At 52.0% G+C, this 15,994-nt stretch carries 15 protein-coding genes; 4 read left to right on the top strand and 11 right to left on the bottom strand.

Annotated elements, in window-relative coordinates; translation table 11 throughout:
• Positions 1-105: 105 nt before the first annotated feature.
• The 6 genes from QQZ17_RS06275 to QQZ17_RS06250 are packed head-to-tail and all read right to left on the bottom strand — an operon-like array spanning position 106 to position 5,846.
• Positions 106-378: a DUF202 domain-containing protein gene (locus QQZ17_RS06275; protein WP_152404942.1), complete on the bottom strand. Its 273-nt coding sequence runs from the start codon at positions 376-378 to the stop codon at positions 106-108.
• On the bottom strand, positions 375-773 hold the full coding sequence (locus QQZ17_RS06270; protein ID WP_284554117.1) for a YidH family protein: 399 nt from the start codon (positions 771-773) through the stop codon (positions 375-377). The genes QQZ17_RS06275 and QQZ17_RS06270 overlap by 4 nt, the downstream gene beginning before the upstream one ends.
• On the bottom strand, positions 757-1,638 hold the full coding sequence (locus QQZ17_RS06265) for a MurR/RpiR family transcriptional regulator (RefSeq protein WP_152404943.1): 882 nt from the start codon (positions 1,636-1,638) through the stop codon (positions 757-759). The genes QQZ17_RS06270 and QQZ17_RS06265 overlap by 17 nt, the downstream gene beginning before the upstream one ends.
• Positions 1,639-1,693: 55 nt before the next feature.
• On the bottom strand, positions 1,694-2,554 hold the full coding sequence (locus QQZ17_RS06260) for an aldose epimerase family protein (protein ID WP_152404944.1): 861 nt from the start codon (positions 2,552-2,554) through the stop codon (positions 1,694-1,696).
• Positions 2,555-2,565: 11 nt separating this feature from the next.
• Positions 2,566-4,299 carry a sulfatase gene (locus QQZ17_RS06255; RefSeq protein ID WP_152404945.1) on the bottom strand — a complete coding sequence of 578 codons (1,734 nt, stop codon included), beginning with the start codon at positions 4,297-4,299 and terminating at the stop codon, positions 2,566-2,568.
• 14 nt (positions 4,300-4,313) lie between these two features.
• Positions 4,314-5,846 carry a PTS transporter subunit EIIC gene (locus QQZ17_RS06250; RefSeq protein WP_152404946.1) on the bottom strand — a complete coding sequence of 511 codons (1,533 nt, stop codon included), beginning with the start codon at positions 5,844-5,846 and terminating at the stop codon, positions 4,314-4,316.
• A gap of 157 nt (positions 5,847-6,003) precedes the next feature.
• On the opposite strand from QQZ17_RS06250, the gene QQZ17_RS06245 reads away from it, so the two are divergent.
• Positions 6,004-7,278 (top strand): anaerobic sulfatase maturase, encoded by a 1,275-nt coding sequence (locus QQZ17_RS06245; protein ID WP_152404947.1) that lies wholly within the window; start codon positions 6,004-6,006, stop codon positions 7,276-7,278.
• On the opposite strand, the gene QQZ17_RS06240 is transcribed toward QQZ17_RS06245, so the two are convergent.
• Positions 7,269-7,820 carry an NAD(P)H nitroreductase gene (locus tag QQZ17_RS06240; protein ID WP_152404948.1) on the bottom strand — a complete coding sequence of 184 codons (552 nt, stop codon included), beginning with the start codon at positions 7,818-7,820 and terminating at the stop codon, positions 7,269-7,271. The genes QQZ17_RS06245 and QQZ17_RS06240 overlap by 10 nt on opposite strands.
• 165 nt (positions 7,821-7,985) lie before the next feature.
• On the opposite strand from QQZ17_RS06240, the gene sppA reads away from it, so the two are divergent.
• Genes sppA through pncA form a run of 3 tightly spaced genes read left to right on the top strand, consistent with a single transcriptional unit; the run spans position 7,986 to position 11,568 of the window.
• Entirely contained in the window at positions 7,986-9,842 is a 1,857-nt protein-coding gene (sppA, locus tag QQZ17_RS06235) for a signal peptide peptidase SppA (RefSeq protein WP_152404949.1), read from the top strand.
• 57 nt (positions 9,843-9,899) lie between these two features.
• The gene (gene ansA, locus QQZ17_RS06230; RefSeq protein ID WP_152406341.1) at positions 9,900-10,916 is read left to right on the top strand and encodes an asparaginase; all 1,017 of its coding nucleotides are present in this window, start codon (positions 9,900-9,902) and stop codon (positions 10,914-10,916) included.
• A gap of 10 nt (positions 10,917-10,926) precedes the next feature.
• The gene (pncA, locus tag QQZ17_RS06225) at positions 10,927-11,568 is read left to right on the top strand and encodes a bifunctional nicotinamidase/pyrazinamidase (protein ID WP_152404950.1); all 642 of its coding nucleotides are present in this window, start codon (positions 10,927-10,929) and stop codon (positions 11,566-11,568) included.
• 39 nt (positions 11,569-11,607) lie between these two features.
• Here pncA and QQZ17_RS06220 read toward each other — a convergent pair whose 3' ends face one another.
• From QQZ17_RS06220 to QQZ17_RS06205, 4 genes are all read right to left on the bottom strand, one after another.
• Positions 11,608-12,966 (bottom strand): MFS transporter, encoded by a 1,359-nt coding sequence (locus QQZ17_RS06220; RefSeq protein ID WP_284554116.1) that lies wholly within the window; start codon positions 12,964-12,966, stop codon positions 11,608-11,610.
• A 190-nt stretch (positions 12,967-13,156) separates the two neighbouring features.
• Positions 13,157-13,915 carry a DeoR/GlpR family DNA-binding transcription regulator gene (locus QQZ17_RS06215; RefSeq protein ID WP_152404952.1) on the bottom strand — a complete coding sequence of 253 codons (759 nt, stop codon included), beginning with the start codon at positions 13,913-13,915 and terminating at the stop codon, positions 13,157-13,159.
• 136 nt (positions 13,916-14,051) lie between these two features.
• A complete protein-coding gene (gene ydjG, locus QQZ17_RS06210; RefSeq protein WP_152404953.1) occupies positions 14,052-15,035 on the bottom strand; it encodes an NADH-dependent methylglyoxal reductase in 984 nt (327 codons plus the stop codon).
• A gap of 9 nt (positions 15,036-15,044) precedes the next feature.
• Positions 15,045-15,992: a sugar kinase gene (locus tag QQZ17_RS06205; RefSeq protein ID WP_152404954.1), complete on the bottom strand. Its 948-nt coding sequence runs from the start codon at positions 15,990-15,992 to the stop codon at positions 15,045-15,047.
• Positions 15,993-15,994: the final 2 nt, after the last annotated feature.

The raw sequence follows: 15,994 nt of genomic DNA, 5'->3' as shown, positions 1-15,994 counted from the left end.
CATGAAGTGATAAGAGAGAGTGTCCGAATTCCGGCGTCTTTGCTCAGAATCTATGCAAACAGATGGGCTATTACGCCGTAATCCCGCGTTGAACTGGCGATTTTCTTACCAACCCGCCAAATACTCTCCCTGGTTTATCAGCAGTATTACCCCCGAAAGCACCACGAGCAGAGAAATCAACATATAGCGACCACGAATGATTCCACAGAGTAACGTCAACGTCCCTATCAGTAAAAGTATCCCACTGAGGGCATAAAGCACATGACCACTTCGTATCCAGCCACGCAGGCAGAGCAATGCCGGAATGAGCATCGACCACCCGGTGCGACGCCAGGCGAGTTCGGTACGTTCCGGTTGTAGACCCGAGTCACGACTCATCCTCCCCGCCCTTGCCAGAGAAGCACCGCAAGCAGTATTGCCAGCAGCAGCATCAACCCCGATAAGAGCAGAAGCCCCGACGTGTACGGCAAATCGTTATCCAGACGCATTGCGTATTCGTTTTGTCGCCAGCGCCGCCAGGCCATCACGCCTGTGCCCGTTGCCGCAACGAGCAGTAGCATCGCCAGTGTGGTTCTGAGCTCTGCGCTGGAGAGCGCTGGGGAGAATTGTTCGATCCCGACGGCACCCGCCATCAGCGCCAGCGCGGTACGGATCCATGCCAGAAACGTACGTTCATTCGCCAGTGTAAAACGGTAATCGGGCGTTTTGCCTGCCTGCCACCATTTGCCATTTAGGTTATCTGTAGACAGATTTGTATTATCCCGTTGACTCACGTTTAATCCTTTCTTTTATCAGTAATTCTTTGATCGACAATCCCGTCGACGCGCTGTCTTTAAAATTGTGCCGCGTGATTTCGGTGCACAGAAACTCAATAATGAACAGTTGGGAGATGCGCGTGGCGATAGAATCTCCCTGCCACGGCCCGGCGCTCCCGCTAGTGAGCACATAGCGATCAGCCATTTCGGTCAATGGCGAATGCGGGCTATGGGTGATCGCCAGACACTGCGCGCCAGCCTTTTTTGCCAGCGTAAAAGCATTGACGACTTCCGGTGTTTCCCCCGAATGAGAAAACGCCACCACCAAATCCTCCGGCTTCAGATTCGCCAGTTTTAGCGTCATGGTGAAGCGGTCCGTGTAGGCTTCCGAATCGATACCCTGACGATTCATTTTGTCGCGCGCCTCCATCGCTGCGAGGCCTGACGCGCCAAAACCGACAAAGAGTACCCGGTTGGCCGTCATAAGTTGTTGCACCACAGGATGCACTACCCGCATATCCAGCAAGTCAATCGTTTCTTTCAGAGTGGTTTCCACCGTCATCGCAATCTTCTGCGCAACATCTTTGCGTGAGTCATCAAGAAAAATATCCGGGGAAACCGGCAACGTCTGTTCGCTTTCTTCAAGCAGTTCCCGTTTCAGGGCGCTTTTGAGTTCTAACAAACCGGTATAACCGATTTTTTTGCAAAAGCGCACAATGGTTGCTTCACTCAGTTGCACCGCCTGCGCCAGTTTACTGACAGGCATTTGAGCTACCTGCGCGGGTTGGCGGAGGATGAATTGTGCGATCTGCCGATCGGTCTCTCCCAGTCCCCCCATTACATTGCGGATGTAGACCCGAACATTGTCCCGATTCACACTCATGATGACTCCCTGCCGTTGTCGCGAAAAGAATTGCCGTATTCTGGCAATCCCTTCCTCACTCGTCCACAGCAAAACCGACGCGAGTCTCAAAACACTGACATTCACCAGGAACAAGACACCGCATTCCTCGCTTATTCATCACCTGTCCCTGAAATTCAGGATCGTCCGTCGTTCCTGCCAACGGCTCAATGCAGAGCAGATCGCTTCCCGGAACGCCCCACAGCACCAGCCACCCCTGCATACCCGTTTCCAGCGTCAGCGCGATCTGGCCTTGCGGGGAGCGCACAATGACTCTCTGCTCCTGACTGTTGCCAAAATAAACGGCACCAGATTTAAAACATTCTGCGGTTAAGAGAAAACGCCACGTCTCAGGTGGATTATCAGGAACGACAAGGGTTCTGTCGCGAGTGTAAAACGGTCCATGGACTGGCTTGCCTACAAATTCCACTTGCCAGCCAGGTCTGGTTATCGGTAAGGAAAAACCGGGATGCCAGCCGAGTGAAAACCAAAACGGACGAACGTCATCATTAAATACCCGCTGACAAACGCGGATCCCCGTATCGTCCAGCGAAAATGTCACCTGAATTCGCCACCGCCAGGGCCAGACAGAAAGCGTTTTATCCGTCGCCATAGCTTCCAGTGTTAGCCAGTCGTGGCATCGCTCCACGCAGGTAAACGTTTGATGGCGCAAAAAACCGTGGTCAGGCAGCGCATAAAAGTCTGCCCCCTCCCACACTCCCTGGTGGATCAAACGCCCGGTCACCGGAAACAATTGCGTTGCGCTGTTATTCCAGACGCCGGGCGTGGCTTGCCATAACCACTCTCTGTTCTGTCGACGATCCCAGATGCGAGTCAGTTCTGCGCCTGATGCGTTGATATCGACACAAAAACGCGGATTTTCCAGTTGCCAGATCATCCTTATTTCCCTTATTCCGTTCTCAGCAACAGCCGGGTCTGATAGATCAAGGCTTTGTGCCTGTCACCCGCAAAATGCTGGTCAATAAGCGCTAAGATATCGGCTTCGGTGAACAGATGCCCTTCGGCGAAATGCGCCAGCACTTGTTGCGCCTGGTCTGCAAATGCCGACAGCACAAACCGCAATGCTTCCTGCACGCCTGGCGTTTCACAGTGATTATTGCCGTTTTCTCTGCGTAGTGTAAAAGACGCCTCCCTGGCACGGGATAGCACGTCAAGTTCGAAACGGGCGTAAAGTTCCGGCGGTGCATCATGATCCTGCATCAATTGCTTCATCGCCTGCGCCAGATGAAATGCACGCTCACTGTCGTGCAGAGAATCTTTCTGTTGCGGATCGCCGGACAGTTCGAAAAGCTTATCGCCAAAACGCCACGGATTCAGATAGCCGAACGTCGCCGGGATCTGCATCAGTTGCGCACCCTGGGTAAAATCAAACCCCGGATGGATGCGAATATTGTTTAATTCACCGGGTTTAAACATGCTGTCGATTCGCGTCGGCATCAGCGTGTACTCGTACAGTCCTGCGTTGCCCTCTTCACGCGGGCAGCGCATGTACACAGACTGACCGTCGGTGATATTGATATGGCCGCCAAAATAGCCATACAGCGCATAATCGCGCACCGGAGAATCGCTCTCGACTGCCGGACGTAACGGCCTTCCGGTCATTGACGACGGTAAGGGAACCCCGAAGTACTCCAGTAATGTCGCGGGGATATCTATCGTCTGAGCCAGTGCGCTACGCCTTACACCTTCTGCATTACAACGCGGATCGCGAATAAAAAACGGCGTGTTGGCTATTTCGTTGTACACCGGCATGATGTTTTTGCCCCACCACTGGTGCTCACCCAACAGGAAGCCATGATCGGTACAGACGATAAACAGCGTATCCTCCCACAGATCCAACGCCTTCAGTTTGTCCATCACCTGTCCGAGGTAGTCATCACACATGGTGATCAATGCCTGGTAAAATTTTCTGACCTTGTCATCATTCGCACTGCCCGGAGCACCGCAATAATAGGGCACCCAACCATCAAATTCTTCCGGCTTGCAACCATATTGAGCCAGATACTTCTCTGGTACGAAAAACGGTTCGTGGGGATCGAAGCACTCAATCTGCAATAGCCAGTTATCCTGATGCCGATTGGTCTCCAGAAACTCGATACCTGCGCTGATGGTGCGGTGGGTGAAGTGTTCCTCTTGCGTGGGCATAGCGGCACGATTAATCAAATCCTGGATCATCCTCCCGCTACGACGACGCAATGTCTCTTCGTCTTCTCTACCCTGCCAGTGAATAAGAGGTTTCTCCACCTGACCTTTCCAACTGTCGCCTTCCTGACCACGAATAAATTCAAAGGTGGAGTAACGTGGATGATAGGTCGCCCCGCCGTCACGCCAGTAATGCTTGTGATCGGTCACCAGATGCGTGTGAATGCCCGCCTGACGCAGCGTCTGAAAAGCCGAGAAATCGAAAGGTTCCAGCGGGCCCCAACTGCGATGCAAAAAGTTATAACGCCCGGTATGCAGTTCACGTCGTGCGGGCATACACGGCATACTGCCGACGTAGAAGTTGTCAAACTGCGCTGACTCCTGCGCCAGGCGAGTGAAATTCGGCGTGATCGCATCTCCACCATATGGCGCAAGATGATTACGGGTCAGCGTATCAAACATCAACATAACTGCTTTCATAAGACGTCTCTTCTTTATGAACCAATAAATTCTTCAACTTCGTTCTTAATCAGCGTGACGTGCGGACCGTAGACCACCTGGACGCCTTCCCCCCGGATAAACGCGCCACGACTGCCCAGCGCCTTAAATGCTTCGACCGCAACATGCTGAGGATTTTTAACGGTGACGCGCAGTCGCGTGGCGCAGCAATCCACCTGAACAATATTCTCTCTGCCGCCCAGCGCCTGCACGATACCCGCGGCACGTTCGTCACCCGCCACTGCAACCGTCTCTTCCATTTCCTCTTCGCGACCTGGCGTTTTCAACTGACGCCAGTTGATCAGGAAGCGGAACGTGAAGTAGTAAAGACAGAACATCACCGCCCCCAACGGCAGCATCAGCACCCAGTTAGTTTTGGCATTGCCCTGTAACACCCCGAACAACAGGAAATCAATTAAGCCGCCGGAGAAGGTTTGCCCAACGGTAATTTGCAGGATGTGGGTCAGCATAAAAGCAACGCCGGTCAGTACGATATGAACGCCATACAGCAACGGCGCGCAGAACATGAAGGCGAACTCCAGCGGTTCGGTGATCCCGGTAACAAAGGCGGTAAGTGCAGCAGACAGCATCAGACTCGCCACTTTTTTTCGGTTCTCAGGACGTGCAGAGTGATAGATGGCAAGCGCAGCACCGGGCAGACCGAACATGAAATCCGCGAAGCGTCCCGCCATAAAGCGTGACACGCCGATATAGTATTGCGTGACGGACGGATCGGTCAGTTGCGCAAAGAAGATTTTCTGCGTTCCTTCTACCAGGTGCCCGTTCACCATCGTTTCGCCGCCGACGCTGGTTAACCAGAACGGAAGATAAAAAAGATGATGTAATCCTAATGGGATAAGACATTTGAGGATCATGCCGTAGAACAGCGTGCCGACGTAGCCGGTTTTTTCAACCAGTCCACCAAGATGGGTGATCCCCATCTGAATATGCGGCCAGACCCAGAACAACGCGACGCCGAGGAAAATGGCAAAAAACGAACTGACAATCGGTACAAAACGTGAACCACTAAAAAAAGCCAGCAGATTCGGCAGTTCAGTTTTACCAAAACGTTTTTGTACCCAATACGCCAGCAACCCGCTCATGATCCCGCCCATCACCCCTGTTTGCAGCGTGGTGATGCCCATGACGCTGGCCTGACCTGCCGCCGTCAGATTGTCGACCGCCAGTGTCCCGGAAAGGAGTAAACAGGCGTTGATCGCTTTATTCATGACGATAAAACAGAGTACGGCAGCCAGTCCCGCAGTACCTTTGTCGCTTCGCGCCATTCCGACCGCGATACCCACGGCAAACAACAGCGCCAGATTATCAAAGACCACGCTGCCACAAAGTTTCATTACGGTAAAAATAGCCTGAAACAGTTCATTGTTCAGAAGCGGGTAGGTCGACAGGGTCACCGGATTGGTAAACACACCGCCAAATCCCAGCAGCAGCCCGGCCGCAGGGAGGACCGCAATCGGCAACATGAACGACTTACCCAGGTTTTGTGCTCCAGCAAACAATTTGCTCATAAGAATCCCTGATGTTGATGTTATGCAATTTAAATTTCATGTATAGTGTTTTTTATGAAATTTATATTTCGATCATTGCATGACAAAGTCAAAACGTGATGTCAGAAAAAGTGAGCAATATCACTAAAAATTAATCGAACGTCCGTCAGGAGTACGTATGAACCGTTTTTTTCATCTGATGGCAAAACCCGTCAGCTACCAATGCAATATTGCCTGCGACTACTGCTTTTACCTGGAAAAAGAACAAGGGACGCTCAAACCCGGTAAAGCGTCGCGGCATATGGATGATGTCACACTGGAAGCTTTTGTCCGGCAATACATTGAGGCCAATCCTGGATCAGAAATTGAGTTTACCTGGCAAGGTGGTGAACCGACCCTTGCGGGTATCTCCTTTTACGAGAAGGCGTTACAGCTTCAAAAAAAGTATGCAGGCGGAAAACGCATCAGCAACAGCCTGCAAACGAACGGCGTGTTGATTGATGAAGAATGGGCTCAGTTTCTGGCGGAGAATGACTTTCTGGTGGGATTATCTGTTGACGGACCAGCCTGGTTACATGACACCTGGCGTAAAACCCGCAGCGGGCACTCTGTATTTAGCAAAGTGATCAACGCTATGTCACTTTTGCGCCAGTACCATGTTGCAGTAAATGTCCTCAGCGTAGTTAACAACGTCACGGCTGAACATCCGCAGGAGATTTATCGATTTCTGACCCACGATCTGGGTGCTGAATTCGTGCAGTTCATTCCCGCCGTAGAACAACGTCCGGTGAATGAAATGTACGGCGAACTGCTCTATCCGCAGTCCTTGTCAGGACGCACTATCACTGAATGGTCGGTGTCAGGTGAACAATGGGGACGATTTATCAACGGCGTTTTTGATGTGTGGGTTCGAGAGGATGTGGGTCGGGTTTACGTGCAGTTATTTGACAGCGCACTTGCCGCGTGGCTAGGAGAGAAGCCGTCGCTTTGCGTGATGCAGTCCTCCTGCGGATTTGGCCTGGTTGTCGAACAGAACGGCGATGTCTACAGTTGCGATCACTATGTTTATCCGGAACACCGACTGGGCAACTTGCGCCGTGACAGCCTGGCGAAAATGGCGACCAGCAAGCAGCAGCGTAAATTCGGCATGGTGAAAACACAAGTTGCCGCAGAGTGTGAGCGCTGCGAATGGCGCTTTGCCTGCCATGGCGGTTGCCCGAAGCATCGAATCCATAAACGTGGTGAACGATGGCACAATCACCTCTGTGACGGATATAAAGCGATTTTCAGCCACTTAAATCCTTATATGCGTTTCATGGCGGAACAAATTCAGCACCAGCGACCACCAGCGGCCATTATGCAAGTGGCCGCCAGTATCGCCGTCCGGGAAGCTGAGTCCCCGGGAATGCACAATAACGGCCAGATAACAGCCGGATCTGACATTCAGAAATAACTGACAAACGGCGCGGTGTCCGGCACGTTAATGGTGGTGGAGGCTTTCAGTTGCGGCGTACCGAGATAGAGGAAGCCGACGATCTTATCCTGCGTGCGGCAGTCAAACGCGTCGCGCACCACCGGGCTGTCGGTTAGCGCCCCGGTACGCCAGATACCGCCGAAGCCTTGCGCGATAGCCGCCATTTGCATCGCCATCACCGCACAGCCAGCGGACATTTCCTGTTCCCAGACCGGGACCTTATGATTTTCGTCACATTTCGCGACCACGGTGATGATAAGCGGCGCGCGAAACGGCGCGGTGCGCGCTTTTTCGATCCCTTTATCATCGCTCCCGGCGGCAATTGCCCCCTTCTCCAGCACCGCGCTGAAGCGTTCGCGCCCTTCGCCTTCAATGACGAAGAAATGCCACGGTTGCAGGGTCTTATGATCCGGCGCGCGCATCCCCGCGCGGAGAATATTTTGCAATTGCTCACCGGCAGGTGCAGGCTCGGCCAGGCGAGAAGCGCTGCGGCGGTTAACAAGTAATTCAAGTGCATCCATTTGGTTAACTCCTGTCAGGGTGAATATTCACAAAATTAACACGAGAGCAGATTTTGTTACAGCGCCGACGGTGATTCCTGCTGACAAGAGACGGCAGGGTCATTAGGATAGCCACATCTCTTACACCTGACCCAGGTGTAGTATTTGTAACGGTAGGGAGAATACATGCGAACCCTGTGGCGATTCATTGCCGGTTTTTTTAAATGGACGTGGCGACTGCTTAATTTTGTCCGCGAGATGGTGCTTAACCTGTTCTTTATCTTCCTGATCCTGGTCGGTGTGGGAGTCTGGATGCAGGTCAGCAACAATAATACCAGTGATAAAGTCGGTCGCGGTGCCCTGCTGTTAGATATTTCCGGGGTGATCGTCGATAAACCGTCCAGTACCAGCCGTCTTAGCGCGCTCAGCCGTCAACTGCTGGGCGCCAGCTCCGATCGTCTGCAGGAAAACTCCCTGTTCGATATCGTCAATACCATTCGTCAGGCCAAAGACGATCGCAATATCACCGGTATTGTGATGGATTTGAAAAACTTCGCCGGTGCCGACCAGCCGTCAATGCAGTATATCGGCAAAGCGCTGCGTGAATTCCGCGACAGCGGAAAACCGGTCTATGCCGTCGGCGATAACTTTAGTCAGGGCCAGTATTACCTCGCGAGCTTCGCCAATAAAATCTGGCTGTCGCCGCAGGGCTCGGTCGACATCCACGGTTTTGCCACCAACGGACTCTATTACAAATCCCTGCTGGATAAGCTGAAAGTTTCCACCCACGTGTTCCGCGTTGGAACCTATAAGTCTGCCGTCGAGCCGTTTATTCGTGACGATATGTCGCCTGCGGCCCGGGAAGCAGACAGCCGCTGGATTGGTGAACTGTGGCAGAACTACCTGAATACCGTTGCCGCCAATCGTCAAATCCCGGCAGGGCAAGTCTTCCCTGGCGCACAGGGCGTTCTGGATGCGCTGACGAAAGCCGATGGTGATACAGCGAAGTACGCGCTCGACAGCAAACTGGTCGACGCCCTGCTTTCCAGCGCCGAAGTGGAAAAAGCGCTGACCAAACAGTTTGGCTGGAGCAAAGCCGAAAATAACTATCGCGCGATCAGCTATTACGACTATACGCTCAATCCGCCTGCGGATACGGGCAGCTCCATCGGCGTCGTCTTCGCCAACGGGGCCATCATGGATGGTGAAGAAACGCCGGGGAACGTCGGCGGGGATACCACCGCCTCGCAAATTCGCGATGCACGTCTGGATCCGAAAGTGAAAGCCATTGTCCTGCGCGTAAACAGCCCTGGCGGCAGCGTGACGGCCTCGGAAGTGATTCGCTCAGAACTGGCCGCCGCGCGCGCTGCCGGCAAACCGGTGGTGGTGTCGATGGGCGGAATGGCAGCGTCTGGTGGTTACTGGATCTCCACGCCGGCCAGCTACATTGTGGCCAACCCGAGCACGCTGACCGGTTCGATTGGTATCTTCGGGGTGATTAACACCGTCGAAAATAGCCTTGATTCAATTGGTGTGCACACCGACGGCGTGGCCACCTCACCGCTGGCCGATATTTCGCTGACCAAGGCCCTGCCGCCGGAAGCGCAGCAAATGATGCAACTGAGCATTGAGAACGGCTATAAGCGTTTTATCACCCTGGTCGCTCAGGCGCGTAAATCTACGCCTGAGCAGATTGATAAAATTGCGCAGGGCCACGTCTGGACCGGCCAGGACGCCAAAGCGAACGGTCTGGTCGACAGCCTTGGCGACTTCGACGATGCGGTCGCTAAAGCGGCTGAACTGGCGAAGCTCAAGGCGTGGCATATCGACTATTATCAGGATGAGCCGACCTTCTTCGATATGGTAATGGACGGCATGTCAGGCTCCGTTCGCGCCATGCTGCCGCAGGCGATTCAGGCAATGCTCCCTGCACCGCTGGCCTCAGCGGCCAGTACGGTCAAAGCGGAAGGCGATAAGCTCGCCGCATTCAACGATCCGCAAAACCGTTATGCGTTCTGTCTGACCTGCGCTAACGTGCGTTAATCCCCAATCCCTCTTCCTGCGAAGGGGGATTTTTCCTTGAGCGACAAGATAATAGCCATGCAGAAGAAATCGATTTACGTTGCCTATACCGGCGGGACCATTGGTATGCAGCGCTCCGAACAGGGTTACATCCCGGTCTCCGGACATCTTCAGCGGCAGTTGGCGCTGATGCCCGAATTTCACCGCCCGGAAATGCCCGACTTCACCATTCATGAATATGCCCCGCTGATGGATTCGTCAGATATGACGCCGGAAGACTGGCAGCATATCGCCGACGATATCAAAACCCATTACGACCAGTACGACGGTTTTGTTATCCTTCACGGCACCGACACGATGGCGTTTACCGCCTCCGCACTCTCATTTATGCTGGAGAATCTGGGCAAGCCGGTCATTGTGACAGGGTCACAAATACCGTTGGCGGAGCTGCGTTCTGACGGACAAATCAATCTTCTCAACGCGCTGTACATCGCAGCAAACTATCCGATCAACGAAGTCACCCTGTTCTTCAACAACCGCCTGTTTCGCGGCAACCGCACGACAAAGGCGCATGCCGATGGCTTTGACGCTTTCGCCTCCCCTAACCTCCCGCCGCTACTGGAAGCGGGTATCCACATCCGTCGTCTGGGTACGCCACCGGCCCCGCGAAGTGAAGGCGAACTGATTGTTCACCCAATCACACCGCAGCCGATTGGCGTCGTCACTATTTATCCGGGGATCTCAGCCGATGTGGTGCGCAACTTCCTGCGCCAACCGGTAAGAGCGCTGATTCTGCGCTCCTATGGCGTGGGTAACGCGCCGCAGAATAAAGCGTTTTTGAAAGAGCTTCGCGAAGCCAGCGAGCGTGGCATTGTGGTGGTGAACCTCACGCAGTGCATGTCGGGGAAAGTGAACATGGGCGGCTATGCCACCGGCAATGCGCTGGCACATGCGGGCGTGATTGGCGGCGCGGATATGACCGTTGAAGCGACCCTGACCAAACTGCATTATCTGCTGAGCAAAGGGCTGGATACGGATGCGATTCGCAAGGCGATGACGCAAAATCTGCGCGGCGAACTCACGCCGGACGACTAAGGAGATACTGATGACGCATCGTGCGCTGTTACTGGTCGATTTACAAAATGATTTCTGCGCTGGCGGCGCGCTGGCGGTCCCGGAAGGCGACAGCACGGTTGATATCGCTAACCGCCTGATCGCATGGTGTCAGACGCGCGGCGATGCGGTGATCGCAAGCCAGGACTGGCATCCTGCGAACCACGGCAGTTTCGCCAGTCAACATCAGGCCCAGCCTTACAGCCAGGGGCAACTGGATGGTCTGGCGCAAACTTTCTGGCCCGATCACTGCGTGCAGGATACCGACGGCGCGGCGTTTCATCCACTGCTGAACCGCAAGGCGATAGATGCCGTTTTCCATAAGGGCGAGAACCCGCTTGTCGACAGCTACAGCGCCTTTTTTGATAATGGTCGCCGACAGAAAACCGGGTTGGACGCGTGGCTTCGCCAGCACAACGTGAGTGAACTGATAGTCATGGGCCTGGCGACCGACTATTGCGTCAGGTTTACGGTTATGGATGCGCTGCAACTGGGCTATACGGTGAATGTGATTACCAACGGCTGTCGCGGCGTGAACATTCAGCCACAGGACAGTGCCCATGCCTTCATGGAGATGGCCGCCGCAGGTGCTACGCTCTATACCCTCGCCGACTGGGAAGAAACCCAGAATTAGCCCACAGGAGGATGGCGATCCCCTCACCATCCTCCCACGTTAGTTCAGACTGGAAATTTCCTCGAGCGATACCATTCGCGTTTCAATACCAAAGAAAAACAGAATTAGCGCACAAACCACCAACATAGCGCCCAGCACAATAAATACGGTGACTGAGCCGTATTGCGTCAGTAATACCGCCACGCCATACGGGGTAAAAACCGCCACGATCCGGCCTACCGCATTTACAAATCCTGAACCGCGCAGGCGTAAATGCGTCGGCCACAGCTCCGGAACATAGACCGCAGAAGCAAAGCAGACGTACATATACAGGAAAAAAATCATCACCAGACCATAGCTCAGAATGGCCCATTCCGCAGTCTGAATCGAATAGAAATAGCCCAGCAGCGCAATGATGACCAGCAGCAACGAACCGAATAACCGCCGTGGATAACGGTCAATAATCAAAGCGGCGATAAAGATACCGACGGGTGCGCCAATCATAATGATGGCGGTCATAAAAATAGACCTGGTGACATCAATCCCTGAGTTAACAAAAATCGTTGGGATCCATACGGTAATGGTATAAAGCGAAATATTCATCGCGATAAGTACGGTAATGGCCACCAGCGTGCGGCGCAGCATCTGTCCTTTAAACAGCAGCCAGAATGACCCATGCTCCTCACTGACTGAATGCGATTCCGGTTTGCCCGGAGGTGGAGACAAGGTGATGTTCTTCTCTTTTTCAATCTGTATTTCAACGTCGCGCAGATGTTTTTCCGCAATACATTGTCGACCTTTGCCCGCCAGCCAGCGTGGCGATTCAATAAAGTATTTTCCGGAAAGGTACCATGCCAGCAGCATGCCAGCCCCACCAAGGAGAAACATCACTCGCCAGCTCAACAGGGCAATAACGACAACGCCAATGGCCGCAGACAGCATCGGTGCCCAGTTACCGACAAAAGAGAGCCTTGCAGACCATTTTCCTCTGACTGTCGCCGGAATGAACTCCGTAAATGACGCATAGCCCACCATGATAAGCGCCCCCATACCTGTCCCCATGAGACAGCGAAAGAAGATAAGCCAGTACATATTGGGAACAAAGGAAGCCGCGGTTGCGGAAATGCCCACAATCAGCAGATTCATTCGAAACGCTTTCCGGCGTCCAAGATAATCGCCAATAAACCCGCCGGTCAAAGAGCCGATGAAATAACCGAACATCAATGCCGAGGTAAATGCCGCATTGAGGAAATTATTTGACCATCCATTACTTACTAGTTTTGCCAGTACCACATTGCCGGAATAGCTGAGAAAGCCGGTCAATAATAAGCTAATACTGATAATGCCAAAAATGCGAAAATGAAACCGGGCTAAAGGCAAGCGGTCCAGTCTTGCACCGATATGATCATATTGTTCCATCTGGATACCTCAAACACTCATCATTCCCCGACAACCCGAAACTCGCAGAATATAATCTGTATTTTGAACCCGGAAGAGATGAGCATATTAAGTTGTGATTCAGCGGCAAGTTCGACGTTGCCGCATCATTCATCATCACTTTGTATTTAGCATTCACCAGGTGTGAACTAAAAATATTAGCCGCATAAAACTAAAAAATGAGCTGAATATTATTTTTTTTGCAAAATGTAATCCATTCCGCACCGGGTGCTTTATTCGTTATGATATAATTGATATGGCTTAAATCTACTAACTGGACAAAGGCTTTGCGATCAAATTTCGAATGATCCACCAGCAGCGCCACTTCCGTCGCTTGCCGAATCATGGTTTTCTTGATCTCGGCTTCTGCCTCGTTAGAATCAAGCGCCCCACTTTCCCTGTCCAGACCTTTACAGCTCATCACCATAATGTCCACATGGTAACGACTGATAATTTCTTTGGTGATCCGTCCCTGTAATGAAAGCGTGTTCTTATTTAACTCACCACCGGTCGAAACCACATTAATATCCGATTGTGCCAACTCATGAAACGCCTCTGCTGAATTGGTTAATAACGTGAGATCGTTTCGTTCCTTTAATAGCTTCAACAATTCCATGGCAGTACTGCTGGAGTCTGCTGCCATCGTGGTCTTATTTTTAATAAATGGTAGTGCGTTACGCGCAATAATCTGCTTCTCCTCATAGAACGATTTTGCCCGCTTATAAAAATGGATGTTGTCAGATAACGTCGTTGTATTTAATACCGCGCCGCCATAAGTGCGTGTTAAAAAGCCTTCATCCTCGAGTTTTTCCAGATCGCGGCGAATGGTCTCTTCGGTCACCTGGAATATTGTACTTAAATTAGAAACCACCACTTTCTTGTCATTGGCAACCATTTGCTTAATTGCCTGAATTCTGTCTTTTGCCGCCACAGTTACACCTCTGTTTCCTTCAAAGTCATGATAAGTGCTTAGTATCTCACAGGCCATGTTTATTTTCAAAAGAACATGTCTGAATCACAGATTTTCGTGTTCTTTTACACAGAAACAGAGGTGGTGCTTATCGCTCTTATTTATTATTTAATGCTTCCGCCATTTCCCTCATCAATAATGCGTCGTCATCTGTTAAGGCGATAGTTAGCGCTTCAACATTCTCGCGGACCTGCTCCGGTGCGGTTGCTCCACTGAGTATTGAAATTAAATCACTCTGTTTCAATATCCATGCCAGCGCCAGCGTGGGTACAGAACAGTGATATTTGTCGCACAGCGGCCGCCACTGTTCCAGCATATCGATAACACGTAGCATATTCTCACGCTGGAACCAGACTTTATTCGCCCTTGCGCCGCCAGGGATGTAGTCGCGCGTTATCGTGCCGGTGAGTAATCCCTGCTCCAGCGGGGAGTAGACCTGTACCACGATGCCATGCTCACGACATAGCGGCAGCAACTCGATTTCCAGCGCCCGATCCAGAATGCTGTACTTCGCTTGCACAATATCCAGCTCACCGTGTTTAAGGTATTCGCGGATATGAGAGGCATCCACATTCGCCGCTCCAATTGAACGAATCTTCCCTTCGGCCTTTAGTTCGTTAAGTACAGCGACAGTTTCCGCAATCGGAGTGAAAAATGGCGGTACCGACTGCCAGTGGGTCATATAAATATCGATGCAATCAATCCCCAGACGTTGCAGGCTGGACTCAACCTCTTCACGGATAGAATCCGGGGAGAGATTTTTATACAACTGACGATCGCCGACCTTGTTGAATAAGCTTCCTTCGCGCTCCCACACAATACCGCACTTGGTCTCAACAACGATTTCTCTGCGCGGTAACTGCTTTAGTGCCTGGCCGACAATCACTTCGCTATTGCCAAAATTATATCCTGGCGCAGTATCAATCAGGTTGATACCACAGCGGTGCGCTTCAATGATGGTATCGATACATATCTGTAGATCGAGATCGCCATTCCACGCCGGACCGCCGCCGATGGCCCATGTGCCCAGCCCCATTCGCGAGAGCGTAATATCAGTACTGCCTAAAGGTATCATTTTCATCTGCCGCTATTATCCTTCGTATTCATCCAGGAGTTGTTCCACCAGCTTTCTGTTTTGCACACCCGTTGTCGCCCCTACGCTTAAGACCGATATCGCTGCCGTCGCGTTAGCAAACAGTGCGCATTCACGCAGCGTTTTTCCCTCAAGTAGTGCAGAGATAAATCCCGAGGCAAAATTATCGCCGGCCCCGATCGTGTCGATGGCGGTAATCCCGGAAACTGCAGGTACCTCCATTCTCATATCAGCACCTTTGATAAAGCAGCCTTTCTTGCCGGTTTTTATCACCACCGTTTTTACGCCACACTGGAGAAAGCGATCGGCGATTTCATCCAGCGTCTCTTTCCCGGTGAGTTTTTTAGCCTCATCAAAATTAGGGAACAAATAATCGACAAAACTCAACGCTTCCTGAATATCCTCCAGCGTTTCATTAAGCCGGGGTTTGATCATGTCAGCACAAATAATCAATTGCTGCGCCTTCGCCCGGGTAAAAATTTCCGTTAATGCTTTGCCATCCAGCAAAGGGCTATTGAAAATGCTTGCCAGCGATAACAGTTTGACCTGAGAAAAACGGTCAAAATCGATATCGTTGATATTCAACTTCCACAGGCTGCCATTGCGGTTGGTGACAAATGTCCGTTCACCATCCGCAGTAACCAGACCAACGTTAATCGAGGTATCAATTTCAGCGTCCAGTTTCAGGCTTTGAATATCAATATTCTCTTTGCGACAGTGCTCGAGAATAAAATGGCCTGCCGCATCATCGCCAATGCGACTCATCAATGCCGTACGATGTCCAAGGCGGGAAATAATGGTGGCCTCATTGATGGCATCCCCTCCTGTGGTCATGGCGATTCGTTCTAAAGGATAAGAATCTACATCAAAGATATTTTTACTGACCGGTTGCAAAGGAATATCGACAATTGCCGCACCGATGCAAAGCACTTCGATCTCGTCCATAT

It is taken from the genome of Citrobacter sp. T1.2D-1 (assembly GCF_950098555.1).
Classification (GTDB): Bacteria; Pseudomonadota; Gammaproteobacteria; order Enterobacterales; family Enterobacteriaceae; genus Citrobacter_A; species Citrobacter_A telavivensis.
Note: the sequence above shows the minus strand (reverse complement) of the source record. Positions and strands in the feature narration are given on the sequence as shown.